The sequence below is a fragment of the Paraburkholderia bengalensis genome, assembly GCF_037126505.1.
Lineage (GTDB): Bacteria > Pseudomonadota > Gammaproteobacteria > Burkholderiales > Burkholderiaceae > Paraburkholderia > Paraburkholderia bengalensis.
This window is the reverse complement of the sequence record NZ_JACFYJ010000015.1, coordinates 16,667-32,192: the sequence shown is the minus strand read 5'-3', so window position 1 is coordinate 32,192 and position 15,526 is coordinate 16,667. Positions and strand designations below refer to the sequence as shown.

14 protein-coding genes and 1 pseudogene are annotated in these 15,526 nt (G+C 57.8%); 6 read left to right on the top strand and 9 right to left on the bottom strand.

The features are described 5' to 3' along the window. Positions 1-191 precede the first annotated feature (191 nt). The 5 genes from H3V53_RS11965 to H3V53_RS11945 are packed head-to-tail and all read left to right on the top strand — an operon-like array spanning position 192 to position 5,193. On the top strand, positions 192-1,340 hold the full coding sequence (locus H3V53_RS11965; RefSeq protein WP_336598079.1) for a CaiB/BaiF CoA transferase family protein: 1,149 nt from the start codon (positions 192-194) through the stop codon (positions 1,338-1,340). A gap of 2 nt (positions 1,341-1,342) precedes the next feature. Continuing rightward, positions 1,343-2,065: an enoyl-CoA hydratase/isomerase family protein gene (locus tag H3V53_RS11960; protein ID WP_419539477.1), complete on the top strand. Its 723-nt coding sequence runs from the start codon at positions 1,343-1,345 to the stop codon at positions 2,063-2,065. An 11-nt stretch (positions 2,066-2,076) separates the two neighbouring features. Next, complete coding sequence (locus H3V53_RS11955; protein WP_336598077.1) at positions 2,077-2,919, top strand: CoA transferase subunit A; 843 nt, start codon at positions 2,077-2,079, stop codon at positions 2,917-2,919. Continuing rightward, positions 2,912-3,646 (top strand): CoA-transferase subunit beta, encoded by a 735-nt coding sequence (locus H3V53_RS11950; protein WP_336598076.1) that lies wholly within the window; start codon positions 2,912-2,914, stop codon positions 3,644-3,646. Before H3V53_RS11955 ends, H3V53_RS11950 begins: the two co-directional genes overlap by 8 nt. Positions 3,647-3,651: 5 nt before the next feature. Further along, positions 3,652-5,193, top strand: a complete 1,542-nt coding sequence (locus H3V53_RS11945) for a class I adenylate-forming enzyme family protein (protein ID WP_336598075.1) — start codon at positions 3,652-3,654, stop codon at positions 5,191-5,193. A gap of 186 nt (positions 5,194-5,379) precedes the next feature. On the opposite strand, the gene H3V53_RS11940 is transcribed toward H3V53_RS11945, so the two are convergent. From H3V53_RS11940 to H3V53_RS11925, 4 genes and pseudogenes are all read right to left on the bottom strand, one after another. After that, on the bottom strand, positions 5,380-5,922 hold the full coding sequence (locus tag H3V53_RS11940; protein ID WP_419539475.1) for a cysteine dioxygenase family protein: 543 nt from the start codon (positions 5,920-5,922) through the stop codon (positions 5,380-5,382). 146 nt (positions 5,923-6,068) lie between these two features. Beyond that, positions 6,069-6,866, bottom strand: coding sequence for a MalY/PatB family protein (locus H3V53_RS11935; protein ID WP_336598074.1), 798 nt, complete (start codon positions 6,864-6,866; stop codon positions 6,069-6,071). An 18-nt stretch (positions 6,867-6,884) separates the two neighbouring features. After that, positions 6,885-7,121, bottom strand: a complete 237-nt coding sequence (locus H3V53_RS11930) for a beta C-S lyase family protein (RefSeq protein WP_336598073.1) — start codon at positions 7,119-7,121, stop codon at positions 6,885-6,887. A gap of 194 nt (positions 7,122-7,315) precedes the next feature. Next, positions 7,316-7,570, bottom strand: a pseudogene (locus tag H3V53_RS11925) (carboxymuconolactone decarboxylase family protein); the annotation flags it as partial. A gap of 176 nt (positions 7,571-7,746) precedes the next feature. On the opposite strand from H3V53_RS11925, the gene H3V53_RS11920 reads away from it, so the two are divergent. After that, the gene (locus H3V53_RS11920; protein ID WP_336598072.1) at positions 7,747-8,550 is read left to right on the top strand and encodes an SDR family NAD(P)-dependent oxidoreductase; all 804 of its coding nucleotides are present in this window, start codon (positions 7,747-7,749) and stop codon (positions 8,548-8,550) included. Between the two features lie 180 nt (positions 8,551-8,730). Here H3V53_RS11920 and lhgO read toward each other — a convergent pair whose 3' ends face one another. The 5 genes from lhgO to H3V53_RS11895 all read right to left on the bottom strand — a co-directional run bounded on the left by lhgO (position 8,731) and on the right by H3V53_RS11895 (position 15,515). Beyond that, the gene (lhgO, locus tag H3V53_RS11915) at positions 8,731-9,972 is read right to left on the bottom strand and encodes an L-2-hydroxyglutarate oxidase (protein ID WP_336598071.1); all 1,242 of its coding nucleotides are present in this window, start codon (positions 9,970-9,972) and stop codon (positions 8,731-8,733) included. 18 nt (positions 9,973-9,990) lie between these two features. Continuing rightward, positions 9,991-11,046, bottom strand: coding sequence for an alcohol dehydrogenase (locus tag H3V53_RS11910; protein WP_336598070.1), 1,056 nt, complete (start codon positions 11,044-11,046; stop codon positions 9,991-9,993). A gap of 38 nt (positions 11,047-11,084) precedes the next feature. Then, positions 11,085-12,947, bottom strand: a complete 1,863-nt coding sequence (locus tag H3V53_RS11905; protein WP_336598069.1) for a TRAP transporter large permease — start codon at positions 12,945-12,947, stop codon at positions 11,085-11,087. Positions 12,948-13,046: 99 nt separating this feature from the next. After that, the gene (locus H3V53_RS11900) at positions 13,047-14,066 is read right to left on the bottom strand and encodes a TRAP transporter substrate-binding protein (protein ID WP_336598068.1); all 1,020 of its coding nucleotides are present in this window, start codon (positions 14,064-14,066) and stop codon (positions 13,047-13,049) included. Between the two features lie 15 nt (positions 14,067-14,081). Continuing rightward, on the bottom strand, positions 14,082-15,515 hold the full coding sequence (locus tag H3V53_RS11895) for an NAD-dependent succinate-semialdehyde dehydrogenase (protein WP_336598067.1): 1,434 nt from the start codon (positions 15,513-15,515) through the stop codon (positions 14,082-14,084). Positions 15,516-15,526 lie beyond the last annotated feature (11 nt).

The window sequence follows — 15,526 nt, the reverse complement described above, 5'->3', positions numbered from 1 at the left end:
AAGCCTCCTGTCGACTGCGCGCAGCGCCGCACAGCACACGGAATCAGTGTTTGCACCGAGATGTTAGTCCTATAATTCAGGACGTAAGTTTCATTTCTTGGTTTACATGCACGCGACAGGACGTCACAATGATCGCAAGCGACTGCGAGCGAACGTGCCGTCGCATACCAACAGACTGCCGGAGGAATTGAATGAATCAGCCGCTTCAGGGAATCAGGGTCATCGAGTTCTGCAATGTCGCTGCAGGGCCATATTGCGGCATGCTGCTCGCAGACATGGGCGCGGACGTCATCAAGGTCGAACATCCTCAGGGGGGCGATACACTTCGTGCGTGGCCGCCGATTACTGACGGCTATAGCGAGAACTTCGCTTCGCTCAATCGCAACAAACGCTCGGTCACGCTCGATCTGAAGAATCCTGATGACGTCGAGCAGGCCAAGACACTCATCAATACCGCCGATGTCGTGATCGAGAACAATCGTCCAGGGGTGATGAATCGTCTGGGTCTCGGATACGAAGCCATCCGCGCGATGAAGCTTGGCATTGTGTATTGCTCGATCTCCGCGTACGGGCAGACGGGTCCGCGCTCGCAGGAAGGCGGCTTCGATCTGACCGTTCAGGCCATGAGCGGCATCATGAGCATTACAGGCGAGCCCGACGGCGCACCCGTCAAATGCGGCGTGCCGCTCGCAGATTTCTCGGCGGGCCTGTACGCGGCGTTCTCGGTGGTGTCCGCGCTGCGCGGCGTCGCGCAAACGGGCCACGGCACCCATATCGATGTGCCGATGCTAGGTGCCACGCTCGCCATCGCGGCGCTGCAGACGTCGGAGTACTTCGGCACGGGCCGAGATCCGCAGAAGCTCGGCTCGGCGCATCCGCGCAATGCGCCTTATCAGGCGTTCAAGGCGCGCGATACTTACTTCGGCATGGCGGCGGGCAACAACGCACTGTGGAAATCGGTGTGCGGTGTGGTCGGACGTCCCGAACTCGAAGGCGATGCGCGCTACGCGTCCACCACGCTGCGCGCGCAGCATCAGATCGAACTGCGCGACACGCTGGAAGCGGTCTTCGCGAACCACGACGCTGAGCATTGGATCGCGCGTTTCCGTGAAGCCGGCGTGCCGTGCGCGCCGATCAACACCTATTCGCAAGTGCTCACGGACATACAAGTCGAGCATATGGGATGGGTGCAACCGCTCAAATTGCCCAACGGCGTGCAGACAAGGACGTTCGCATCGCCCGTCAAACTCTCAGGACGGACGCCTGAAATTCGCATGCGGCCGCCGGGTCTCGGCGAGCACAACGCTGAATTGCTGAAGAAATCGGAGGTTGAGGCGTGAGCATGATACTCATTGACAGGCAATCGACGCATTGGGCGATTACGCTTAATCGCCCGGACAAGCTGAATGCGCTGTCAGCGGCGCTCGTCGAAGAACTGATTCAAGCATTCGATGCAGCCGAAGCCGCGCACACGCCGCTCGTCTCGTTGCAAGGCGAAGGCCGTTGCTTTAGCGCGGGCTTCGACATGAGCGGCGTTGAAACGCAGAGCGAAGGTGATCTCGTGCTGCGTTTCATCCGCATTGAGACTTTGCTAAACAAGATCGCGAGTTCGCCATGCTTTACGGTGGCTCTCGCGCACGGTCGCAACTTCGGCGCGGGCGTCGATCTGGTCGCTGCATGCAAACTGCGCGTCGCGGCGCCCGGCTCGACTTTCCGCATGCCTGGACTGAAATTCGGGCTGGTGCTTGGGTCAGCGCGCTTCGCTCGCATCGTCGGTACGCCCGAGGCGCGGCGCATATTGGAAACGGCCGCGACGTTCGATGTCGAGCGCGCGAGCGCGAACGGTTTTATCGAGCGCATCGCCGGTCCGGAAGAACATTTCATGGTGATCGAGGAAGCGCTGGCGCGCGTGGGCGCCCTGTCCGCTGAAAGCCGTGCGCTGCTGTACGGCGTACTCGACACTGAACAGGCGAATACGGATCTCGCCGTGCTCGTGCGCTCGGCGGCTGTGCCTGGTATCCACAAACGCATCGAGGCGTACTTGGCCTCGTCGAAGAAGGCCTAGGGGGACTGGATATGAGTTCGGGATATGCCAGCAAGAACAAGGAACTCTCGCTGGGCGAAATGGTGGCGCTCGTACCGAACGGTGCGTCACTCGGGTTGGGTGGCAGTTTCCTGCATCGCGGGCCGTTCGCATTCGTGCGCGAACTGATCCGTCAGGAAAAGCGCGACATAGAGATCATCAAGCAGTCACCAGGTTACGACATCGATATTCTGTGCCGCGCGGGTGTCGTGTCGCGCGCGCGTTGCGGTATCGTCGCGATGGAAGGGAATTTCGGCCTTGCACCATGGTACAGACGCGCGGTCGAGACGGGTCGACTAAAGCTCGAAGAGCATGCGTGCGCGACGCTCACCGCCGGACTGCGCGCGGCTGCGTTCGGCGTGCCTTTCATGCCGTGCGGCGGCATACATGGCAGCGAACTGGTGCGTGTCAACGGCTGGAAAAGTATCGAGGACCCCTACGACAGTGGCCAGCGGACCTATGTCATTCCTGCGATATCGCCCGACTTCGCGGTGATTCACGCATCAAGTGTGGATCGGCTTGGCAACGTGCGAATCGCAGGCACGTATCATTGGGACCGCATCATGAGCCGCGCATCGAAGAGCGTGCTCGTCGTCGCCGAGGAAGTGTCCGATGAGAACTTCGCTGATCAGCCCGAGCTGACCGTCGTGCCGTACTTTATGGTGCAGCACTACGCGATCGTCAAAAACGGCGCGTGGCCGGGGTCGTGCTGGCCGTCGTACGCGATCGACTATCCCGCGATCGAGGCCTATCTGGAAGACGGTGCCGACTCTCTGGCCCGTCACATCGAGGCAGCCCCGGAAACGAAAGAGGCGGAGGCACGTCAACATGGCTGAAAGCTGGAACGGTTTCTCGTACATCGTCACCAATCTGGCGCGCTTCATCCGCCCGGACGAGATCACGTTCAGTGGTGTGAACTCCACGCCACCGATGCTCGCCTGCCTTCTCGCCAAACGCGCGTACGATTGGGATTTCGTTTATATCAACGTCGCGGGCGGCGTCGATCCGTCGCCCTCTGCGATTCCGATTTCCAGCTCCGATCCGCTGCTCGCCGAAGGCTCGGCATCGATCTTCGCCAACGAAGACTTCTACGATCTCTGCACGCGCGGCCGCATGGATCTGACCTTTCTCGGCGCGGCGCAGCTCGACGGCGAAGGCAATGCGAACAACTCGTGCATCGGTGACTGGTCGCATCCAAAAGTGCGTCTGCCCGGAGGCGGTGGCGGCGCGGTAATGCTTCCCACCGCGAAGCGCGCCTGCACATGGCGCACCGAGCATTCGAAGCGAACGCTCGTCGACAAGCTCGACTTCGTCACGTCGTGGGGCGGCATGCATGGCGTCGTCACGCCGATCGCGGTGTTCGTAAAGCGCAACGGCAGGCTGGCGCTGCAATCATGGCATCCAGAATCGAGCCTCGATGAGGTTCGTGAGCGAACCGGATTTTCGTTCGACGCCACCGATGCCGCGTCGACAGCCCTGCCCACCAGGCGCGAACGTGAAGCGCTCGCCTCACTGGACCCGCAAGGGACATTCGAACGCTATGCTGCCATTCGACTCAGGTAATGACCGTGACGATCTCCACCCTATTGAATCTCGACGCCCGGCCGGCGAGTCTCGCACAAGCCTTCGATCAGTACTGGCAGGCGCACGGCGTGCAAGACCTTCCCGCCTTGACCGATGGTACAAAGACGCTGACGTACGTGGAACTCGCCCACGAGACGGGCGCTGTCGCGGCTAGTCTGTCGGAGCACGACGCACGCCAGGGCGATGTCGTTGCGATCATCATGTCGCGCTCGCTCGATACTGTTGTGCTGCTGCTCGCCGCGATCCGCGCAGGATTGTGCCCTTGCGTGTTCGAACCAAGACTGGCGTCCGAGGAAGTCGGCGCACGGCTCATAGAAACGAACGCGCGTTTCCTCGTGCATGATGCGGAACATGCTGCGTTCGTAGAATCGCTCTCGATTTCCGAAGGCACCACGACGCTCGACTTTGCACGGATGACGCAGGCTTCGCATTTTCCACCTGTCCATGTTGCGTCGGATTGTCCCGCGCTGCTACTGTTCACATCGGGCAGCACGGGGCGGCCGAAAGTCGTGCAACTCACACAGGCCGCGCTTTTGAACAACGCGCTCGGCGTGCTCGAACAAAGTGCGCTGTCAAGCGACGATTGCCTGTTGCACGTGATGCCGATATATCACACCAACGGCGTCAACAATCAGTTGTTCGCGCCCTTGCTCGCCGGTTCGAAGATCGCGTTCTGCCCGCGTTTCCGTGCGGAAGACATGCCAGTACTTATGACGCGCTTTAGGCCGACCATCATTACCGGGGTTCCGACGATGTACTCGCGCCTGCTTGCGCAGGACTTCGATCCGGCCGCGCTCGCCAACTTGCGGATGGCGCGCTGCGGATCGGCGCCGATCACCGAAGCGCTGCATCGCGAAGTAGAAGCGAAGCTCGGCTGTCCGCTAGTGATTTCGTATGGCTTGTCTGAGGCGACTTGCACGAGCACGCTGAATCCGCCGACGGCACGTCGCATCGGCTCAGTCGGCAAGGTGCTGCCGGGACAGACGGTAGCTCTGCGCGCCACCGACGGCACGATGAGCCACGCGCCCGACGTCGAAGGCGAAATCTGCATCGCGGGTCCAAACCTGATGACCGGTTATCTCGGCTCGGACGACGCTACTGCCCGCACCGTCGCCGATGGCTGGCTACGCACCGGTGACCTCGGCCGCTTCGACGACGACGGCTATCTCTACGTGACGGGCCGCATCAAGGACGTGATCATTCGCGGCGGCGAGAATCTGTCGCCGTTGCTGATTGAGAGCGTGATCGTCGCGCAAGGCGATGTCGTTGCGTGCTGCGTGGTCGGACGCGCAGACAAGGACCTCGGGGAGGTGCCGGTTGCCTTTGTCATCCCGAAGAATGGAGGCACAGCAAGCGCCAAGCACGTGCAGGATGCCGTCAGAAAGCGGCTCTCGCGGCTTTATGTGCCGCACGACGTGTTGTTCGTTGATTCGCTGCCAGAAACAGCGGTCGGCAAGGTAGATCGCAAGGCACTCGCGTCGCGTCTTGCCGGCGAGTTTTATGATGAGAAGCAGGCAGCGAATTAGTGTCGCTTAAAGTGTAGCGAAAAAGAACAACCGCCTGGTTCCCGTTTTCTGCAGGGGTAACATTATTCGCGCCGCCATTCGTTTCTTACTGCGCCTTGCCCATGGCCAGTGCTTCTTGCTTCCATCTTACTCGACCGAATCCCAACAGACCTAACATATGTTTTTCGGTCGAGATCGGCGTCTGCGCTAACTACTTGGGAACGATGTGTAGCCGTGGAGCGCCTGATCAACATTCGCGTAGCCGGACAGAAACTCTTTCGATGCTCCGGTGCCCGCCTCAAACACGTGACGGGCAATCCGTCCAATATTGCCGCCATAAACGTGGATACTGACAGACACTGCGTCGGAAAAAACGTTTGATACCTCGTGGATGTCGCCTATCTTCGGCGATACATACTCGACGTCGCCACGCCGAAGGATCGTCACGCCAAGCGAGGTCATTGGTGCGCCAATGGCGAAGCGCTCGCCACGCTCGGCACCGCGCAACATCGCAATGACGCCCCATGTCATGTGATCGTGAATTGGCGTCTTCTGGCCCGGACCCCATACGAAGCTGACCACGGAAAATCGTTCGGACGGGTCGCAATAAAGCAGATATTGCTGATAGAACTGCGGATGTGGGACCGCTGCCCCCGGCGGCAGCCAGTCGTCCATCGACACGAGCGAACGCGCTGCTTCGCCAATGCGCGCGAGCAGCACGCCCTCATCGACGGGTTGCGCATCGAGCACTCGCGTGACCTGGCGGATAAAGTCGCGGAATCGTGGGCTTGCTTCGAGACTCATGGGGTTATCAATGTCCGTGTTTACGAGCTCAACCGTAATCCTAGCTTCCAAAATATTACGGTCATTCGCGACGCGATCACAATTGGACACCTCTACGCGAGCGCATCCGACAGGCGACCGACTGCTTCCTCGACCGTCACACGCGGACAGCCGAGATTAATGCGCATGGAGCCTCGCCCTGCTTCGCCGAACTTGAGGCCAGGATCGAGCCACAGCCTAGCCTTGCGCAATAAGAGGTCATTCAGTTCGGGCGCCGGCATTTTCAGCGCGCGAAAATCCAGCCACGCGAGGTACAGCGAACCCGAGGGCACAACTCTCACAGGCAGTCTCCTCTCTGTTATCTCGCGATTCAGATATTCGCGATTCTCCCGCACGTATACAGTCATCGCATCAGCCCACGATTCGCACTCACGATACGCAGTCTCGCATGCCACCATGCCCAGCGTGTTGAGGTGATTCAGTCCACAGCGCTCGCGTTGCCGGCGATAATCTCCGCGTAATCGCGAATTCGAAATGAAGATGTTCGCGCACTGAAGTCCCGCGACGTTGAACGTCTTGCTCGGCGCCGTGCAGATAATCGCGTTGTTCATTGCGTCGTCTCCGAGCACGCCGAACGATGTATGCTGGTATTCAGCGAACACGAAATCCTGATGCGCCTCGTCGGACACGACAAGCACACCGTGACGCGCGCAGATGTCGGCCATCGCGAGCAGCTCATCGCGCGACCATACGTTACCCGTCGGATTGTGCGGATTGCACAGAATGAAGAGCTTTGTCCCAGGACGAATCGCTGCTTCAAACGCGTCTGCGTCAAAGCAATACGTCTCGCCGTCGAATGGGATAGACGCGTCGATGAGACGTCGCCCATTGATTGCGATGTCGTGCTGCAAGTGGTGATAAACAGGCGTCTAAATGAGCACGAAATCGCCAGGATGCGTGAAGGCCTGAATTGCCATATTCAGCGCATTCACTATGCCTGGCGCAGTCGTCAGCCATTCGGCGCGTGCATGAAAGTCGAACCGCCTCGCTTGCCAGCCAAGAACGGCGTCGACGTAACTGTCCGATATCCTGCCGTAGCCCAGCACGCCGTGATCGATCTCACGGCGAATTGCATCGCGGATCGGCTGTGCGACGCGGAATTCCATGTCAGCGACCCACATCGGCAACGGGTCGGCGGCACATTGTTCGGGCGTCAGGCGCTGATTCGCTGTGTCCCACTTCATCGAGTTAGTATTGCGGCGATCGATGACTTCGTCAAAGTTATACATGTCTGGTCGATTTGACGGGCAGCACGCGAAGCGGAACGCGTGTGCGCCCCGCTCGATTCAATTTGCGAAACTCAGGCGCCGAACTGGTCGAATGCTTCAAGCGCTCTCGACGAATAGACGAAGGCCGCACCCGCATTCAACGCTATGGCTGTGCCCAGTGCCGCCGCGACTTCCTCCCGAGTCGCGCCGGCTTTTTGCGCCGCTGCAGAATGCGAAGAAATACAGCCGTCGCAGCGCGTCGTAACGGCAACCGCGAGGCTGATCAGCTCACGCGTCTTGGCATCGAGCACGTGGGTGCTCGCTACGGCTTCGTTCATCGCGCGGTAGGTGTTGATAACCGGTGTGTTAATGGGTCTATCAAGCTTATGTCATTGCGCTCGCGTTAGTTGTTTGCGTCGCATCTCGGCTGATTAAAGAGACGGCTGGCGTGCCGCTCGACGAAATATGGCCGTCTGATGAGAGCCTCTCTCCTTCAACGGCGTCCACTATTATGGAATAACTCATGGAATTTGCTCAGTACTCTGACCTGAAAAACAAGATTGCAGTTGTCACCGGTGCCAGTGGTGGTATTGGGCGTGCGTTGGTTCACGCATTGATCTCAAGCGGCGCAACTGTTATCGCAACCGATCTGACGACGAACGTCCTGGCAGAGGCATTTGGTGAATCAGATCCCCAGCCTGCCCTTCGAGCTCTCGATGTTTCCGACACGGAACAAACGAATGCGTTAGCGAAATCTATAGCGCAGGAATATGGACATCTTGATATCTGGATTAACAATGCTGGAGTCTTATTTCGTGAAAATGCCTTGGAGTACAAGGCATCCGCCTGGCAGAAAACACTTGATGTAAATCTGAGCGGCACTTTTTACGGAGCGCAAGCGGCAGCGCGTGTTATGGTGGAACAAGGCTCGGGTAGCATTCTGAATCTGGCGAGCTACGCCGGCATTCGTGCTCGCCATAACTGCCCGGACTATGCTTCAACCAAGGCGGCTGCCGCTCATCTGACGCGCTGTCTTGCGTCCGAATGGGGGCCGTTAGGGCTCAGAGTCAACGCGATTGCCCCTGGCTATATTGAGACGCCGATGACTCGGTGGCTACGTGACGACGCTGAAGCTGCTGCGCAGTATATCGGGAAAACGCCTGTACGCAGGCTCGGAAAGCCAACCGATATCGCGCAGGCCGCACTTTACCTCTGTTCGGAAGCGTCATCGTTTGTAACTGGGCACGTGCTTGTCGTCGACGGGGGATTTCGCACGCGTAATGAACCGAGCCGGTTAGTCGCCAGGTATTGGAAGGCTTCAAGGTGATGCAGAAATCGGGTGGCACATGACGGGCGTTACCCGATATTATTTCATTCCTGCTTGGTGGCCGTCGGCTCGGTTCTGATTTTGCGGCAATAATGCAGGCGCGCCTGTTCTCTCGTAGCAGCGCTGCGCGCTTGTGATGCGCGAACCGCATCATATTCCGGATCGTGCCTTCACACCAGGCTAACGGGTTTCAGCTTCGCTATCTACGGCTGGCATTGATTTGGACCGTGGCAACCCGGCATGCACTTTCTTCGCGATCATCTCGCCAATTGGTATCGATGATGTCGCAGCCGGGGATGGTGCATTACACACATGCAGCATTCTAGGCGTCTCAATAAACAGAAAATCGTGGATCATTGAGCCGTCGATAGCGACCGCCTGCGCCCGAATACCGGCTTCCATCGGCATTAGATCGGCTTCTTCGAGACCGGGACAGTACTTCCGGCATTCTTCGAGATAACCCTTGCGAAAAATCGAATTACTCGCTTCACGAAGGCCATGAACCAGATTTGCACGCATGGTGCGCCAGAACCCAGGAAATCGGGCGAATTCCGCTACATCAGCGGCATTGAACGCAAATTTGTCGTAGCCTTCACGCGAGAAACCAAGAACTGCGTTCGGCCCAACCGTGACTGAACCATCAATCATCCGGGTGAGATGAACGCCAAGAAACGGTAGGGCTGGATCGGGAACCGGATAAATAAGATGCTTCACGATATCCCGTTTGCGCTCCGGAAGCCGGTAATATTCCCCGCGAAATGGGATGATCTGGTGTTCGACAGGTAAGCCCGCTAGCCGTGCAATGCGGTCCGATTGCAACCCGGCACAGGCTACAAGCTTCCGGGCATGCCACTGCGCATCTTCTGTGTCGACTGTGACGCAATCTGATTTCTCGGCGATACCGACAACCTTGCTGCCAAAGATAACCTGCGCCCCCCTCGAGACGATTACCTTTGCCATGGCGGCGCAGACATCCAGGTAGCTAACGATAGCGGTTTCTTTCACAAAGAGCGCGGCTGTCCCGGCAACGTTGGGTTCCCGCTCTTGCAAGGCTTCGGAATCGAGATATTCAACTCTGATGCCATTCTCTCCCGCTCTGGCAGCCAACGCATCGAGGCGCGACATTTCAAGCTTGTTCGTTGCAACAATGAGCTTCCCGCAATTCTCATATCGGATGCCATGCTCGTCACAAAAGGCCTTCGTTTCTCTCAACCCACGTCGGCACAGTTCGGCCTTCAGGCTCCCGGGCGTATAGTAGATGCCCGCGTGGATCACCCCGCTGTTATGCCCGGTTTGGTGCAGCCCCAAGCGCTGCTCCTTTTCTAGCAGCACGAGGGAAGCATCCGGGTCGGCCTCGAGGAGTTTCATGGCGGTAGCAAGCCCAACAATGCCACCGCCCACGATGCAATAGTCGTAGATCATATGGGCCTGGTGTCAGTTCTACGGCGTCAGCACAATTCGGCCCGCTGCCCGGCCTTCCGCCAGCTCGACCAGCACACTGTTGACTTCCTCGATTGGGCGACTGGTGATTGGCACGGGATCTACTTTTCCATCCTGCAGCAGGGCCACAAGCGCTTTCAGCTCCTGAAGAGTACCGACGTTCGAACCTTGAATCGTGATGTTGCGCATTGCGAGCATCGAAATGGAAACGGAGATTTCGCCGCCGAACAAGCCAACAACAATCATATGTCCGCCACGCCCCAACAAGCTGAGCGCCAATTGACCTGTACCCTGGGTACCTACAAAGTCCATGACCGCTCGTGGCGCGCCCCCACAAATCCGTCGAACGTCTTCAATGCAGCGCGCTTCGTCCTCGTTGCTGACAGTTGCTCCTGCGCCTGCCTTCATCGCGCCTTCACGCTTCGCTTCGGAAAGATCCGCTACAACAATGTTCGCCTGAGTCAGGTTTGACAGGAGGCTTACAGCAGCCAGCCCGACTCCCCCTGCGCCAATCACCAGCACATGGTCGTCTGCTGTCAGATCCGGCAACTTACGAATCGCGCTGTACGCGGTAAGACCTGAGCAGGCTGCGATTGCCGCTACCTTGGGATCAAGGGCGCCATAGTCGACCACATACTCTGCGTCGGGGACTACCACGTGATCACTGTACCCGCCGTTTTTGCGTGTCCCGATCGTACGTGGCACCTCGCACATCAACTCGGTGCCGCGCCGGCAGGCGTCACATTGCCCACAACCAATCCACGGGAATACCACCCCGGTCCGCCCGACCGTCGAGGCATCAGCTTCCGGCCCTACCGCCACGATTTCCCCGGCCACTTCGTGCCCCATTGTGAAGGGGAGCGTGGCTCCCCGGTCGATCAGTGAAATCCGATTGCCCCCACCGAGGTCATAGAAGCCCGACCAGAGATGAAGATCCGAGTGACAAACGCCGCACGCCTGCACCTTCACAAGCACTTCACGACCTTGCAACTGTGGAAGCGGATAGCTTCGCTTTTCCAGTGGTTCGGCGAAACGGGTGATTTGATAGCTGTTCATATCGATTTGTCGACAATTCCTTCGACTGTGAATAGTGTCTAATGCAGAAAGCCGGTCGAAAGCCACGGCACGGCAGCGATGATTGCCACGCCTAGTGCCAGCACAGCGATAAATCCAAGCATTGGCCTCATGGCCGCGTTCGGCTCCACGCCAGAAATCGCGCACGTGGTGTAATAACCAATACCGAAAGGTGGTGCGAAATACCCAATGCCCATGGAAAGAATGATGACCATCGAGTAGTGCACTTCGTTGATGGATAGACCCTTTGCAATCGGCAACAGCAAGGGCGCCAGAAGTGCGATCGCAGGTATCCCCTCAAGAACGCTGCCTATGACGACGAAGACGGCAATACTGACGATCCAGAACGTTATCGCGCCGCCAGGTAGATGAAGGAAAGCCGAGGCAAGATCCTGCGAAAAACCCGATTGCGCCAACGCCCATGCCATCGAGGTCGCCGTTCCGACGATGAACAGGATTGCACCTGCGAGGGACGTTGTCCGGACAAATATTCTGCCCAGGGTGGACCAGGTCACACCGCCGCCAAACATTACGCTATAGACAATCGCGTAGGCTATACCGATGGTCGAAACTTCGGTTGCCGTTGCGACGCCCTCCACAACCGCAGACTTGATGAGAAAGGGCAATATCAACGCTGGAAGCGCCATCGCCAGCTTGCGCATCGCTTCACGGAAGCTCGACCTTCTCCCACCGGTTGCTTCACTCCCCCGTTTGCGCCACCAGACGTACCAGCAGAGAAGTATTCCCATTACGGCACCTGGCAACATTCCGCCCGTGAAGAGCGCCGAAGTCGATACACCTGCAGCCGAACTGATTGCGATGAGCGCGAGGCTTGGCGGGATTGTCTCCGTCTGGGCACCCGTCGCAGAAAGGAGCGCCGCGACCTCACCGTCGCTCTCTCCTCGCCGGCGCATCTCAGGAACCAACGCAGGCGCAATGGCAGCAATGTCCGCACTCTTCGACCCAGAGATGCCCGACACGGTGTACATCGCGCCGACCAGCACATACGAAAGCCCGTCCTTGCGATGGCCGACGACTGACGCGAAAAACTCCACGATGCGCCTCGCCATGCCCGTCGCTTCCATCAGAAAGCCAAGGAAAATAAAGAGCGGAATAGCGAGCAAAATCTGATGCGACATGCCCTCGTCAAGACGGCCCATTAATACCATGAGTGGCACAGGCGTTGTTAGCTGCAGGTACGCCACCGTCGCGAGCCCAAAGCAGAATGCAATAGGGATGCCGCTAAACACACCCGCCGATACGAAACCGACGAAGAAGATCGCAAGATTCCATTTACCCAATTCTGCGAACAAAGGCGAACAGAGATACAGCCCGTAGGCCGCTGCGACTGACAAACCGACTGCCCAGCACACCGAGACAAAATGTTGATGTCGGATGAGCTCAAGCAGGCCGAACACCCACATGAGAAGAAGACCTACCGGTAATGCGGCTGCTCGCCACGCTCCCGATATTTCCAGAGCAGGCATCGTCATGAAAGACTGAGCCGCCGCATAATCGTAAGCTGACTGAAGAGCGAGTGACAGAAACACCATTGGTAAGACTATCGCCATTACGTCGAGAAAACTGCGTGTCCGCTCACCCGCAGGTGCACTGAATGACGTCATACGCATGTGTTCCTTGCGCCGAAAAGCGATGCATGCGCCAAATACGGCGAGCCAGATGAACAGAATCGAGGACAACTCGTCCGACCATACGAGTGGCTTGCCGAAAACATAGCGGGCGAGCACGCCAGCGGCTAGAAGGAATACTTCGACGACCAGCAATGTACCTGCCCCAACATACAGCAGCGCCTCCAGGACGTTTTCACATTTGTCGGCTGTAGAACTCGCCTCGGAATGGGAAACACGTAGGGTGTGAGCCATTGGAACACCTCATGTCACGTTCGAGTACGGGATGCACAAACAGCGCGCGAGGTGCGTCGATATACACGCAATTTCTCGACGGGCTGTGACTGCCATGCTTCAAACCAGTTTGCCGGAGTAACGCTCAAGTAGCGCCCAAGCCTCATCTCCGAATCTCGATTTCCAGTTAGCGTAGAATCCGGCCTTGGAAAGCGCAGCTCGAAAAGTTGATGTGTCGACCGCATTGAAGGCCATGCCGTCGGATTGGAGCTTCGCCTGCAATGATCGGTTCAGGGTGGCGATTTCCGCACGCTGGTTCATAATGGCTGCACGCAAGTGCTGCTCGACAATTGCTCGCAGGTTTGCCGGAAGAGTGTTGAGCGCAGTGGTGTTGGCGACGACCCAGTATCCGTCCCACATGTGGTTGGTTACTGAGACAAACTTCTGAACTTCATAGAGGCGACCGGAATTGATGATAGGCAGCGCATTCTCCTGACCATCAACGACTCGCGCCTGCAACGCGGAATAAAGCTCCGAAAAATTGATACTGGTTGGCGCAGCCTGCAGCGCCGCGAACAATGACGTCCATAACGGGCTAACCGGAACACGGATCTTTAAACCCTGGAGGTCAGACAACGCTTTGATCGGCTTGGTACTCGTGGTAATTTGCCGGAAACCATTATCTTGAATCCGGTCGATCGCGTATAAGTCCGATTTTGCAATCTGCGCGCGAATGTATGCGCCCAAATCGCCATCCATAGCGTTCCAGACACTGTCATAGTCGTGAAAAGCAAATCCGACTCCGCAGATACCTGCTGCGGGTACGAGTGCGGAAAGGACAGACGTTGGAGTAGACAATAGCTGAATTGCACCAGCTCGCACCTGACCAATGAGGTCGGTTGAGCTACCCAGCTGATTATTCGAAAACACTTGAAGAATTACTTGCCCGTTGCTCGCCGATTTGATCCCTTGAGCCGCAGCATTCATCGCATTGTTGACAGGATGCCCTGCCGGCGCGTCAGTTGCGAGCTTAAGAGTGTACGTGGATGCAGCCAGAAGCCGGGTCGGTGCGCCGATTGCGGCGACCAACGGTGCAGCCATCGCAGCGTTGATAAGGGTTCTGCGGTTTTGCGAGATCATGATTGGCCCCCGATGTCACAAAATTGCATGCGATACGAATTTGGTCGCAAGGTAACTCTCGATCGCTTCGGTCCCACCTTCCGAACCGTACCCGCTGTCCTTGACGCCTCCGAACGGTGTTTCGGGCAGGCCAAGGCCCAGATGATTGATTGAAAGCATCCCTACTTCCAGTTCCGTCGACAGCCGTGACGCCGTCACGGCAGACCGGGTGAAAGCATATGAGGCCAGTCCATAGGAAAGCCGGTTCCCCTCCTCAATCACTTCGTCTATTGATTCAAACGAACTCAGCAACGCTACCGGTCCAAACGGCTCTTCATTCATGATGCGCATCGTCGGCGTGACTTGCGACAAAACCGTAGGCTCAAGAAAATGTCCCGACTCTCCGATCCTGCTCCCGCCGAGTTCGAGCTTCGCTCCTCGCTCAACAGCATCAGTGATCAGTTCCTGTACTGCGCGCAGACGTCGCGTGTTAAATAGCGGACCCATCATCGTGTCTGGATGGTCGCCGCTACCTACACGAACACGCGCAGCCTCCTCGATAAATTTTCGCTTGAACTCCTCGTATACTCCGCCCTGAATCATGAAACGGGTTGGCGACACGCACACCTGACCGCTATTACGGTATTTGGAGAACTTCAATAGCCTCACGGCTGCATCGATATCCGCATCATCGAATACGATGGCGGGCGCATGACCGCCCAGTTCCATCGTGCAGCGCTTCATATGAATGCCAGCCAGCGCCGCGATATGCTTGCCGACACTAACCGAGCCAGTGAACGATACTTTTCGGATTACAGGATTGGAGATCAAGTATTCTGAAATCTCGCTCGGGACGCCGTACACGAAATTGAGCGTCCCAGCCGGAAGACCAGCATCCTGGAAGATGTCAGCGAGCGCACCGGTGGTCGCCGGTGTTTCCTCAGGCGGTTTGATGACCATTGAGCAACCCGCAGCCAGCGCGGGACCGATCTTGCGAATTGCCTGTGAGATTGGAAAATTCCACGGGGTGAAAGCTGCGACCGGCCCTACAGGTTCGCGCGACGCTACCTGATTGATACCGGGGCCGCGCGCTTGAATGACACGGCCATATACTCGTCGGCCCTCTTCGGCAAACCAGTCAAGCAGGTCTGCCGAGAGTTCGATTTCAATGCCTGCTTCCTTGAGCGGTTTGCCCTGCTCACGGGTCATCAGCGCAGCAATCTGCGGTGCCCGTTCACGCAACAGGGAGGCCGCACTCCGCATGATCTTGCAACGCTCAAAAGCCGACCGTGCGCGCCACACCTTGAACGCCGCCTGGCTGGCCGCTACCGCAGCATCAAGATCAGCCTTGCCGGCGTGGGTAAGCCGCCCGTCAAGCTCACCACTTGTCGGGTCGTAGATGTTGGTGTAACCACCACCGGTCGCCTCCACCCAGGCTCCGTCTATAAAAAGACGCGAATGTGTTCGCATGTCTGTCTCCT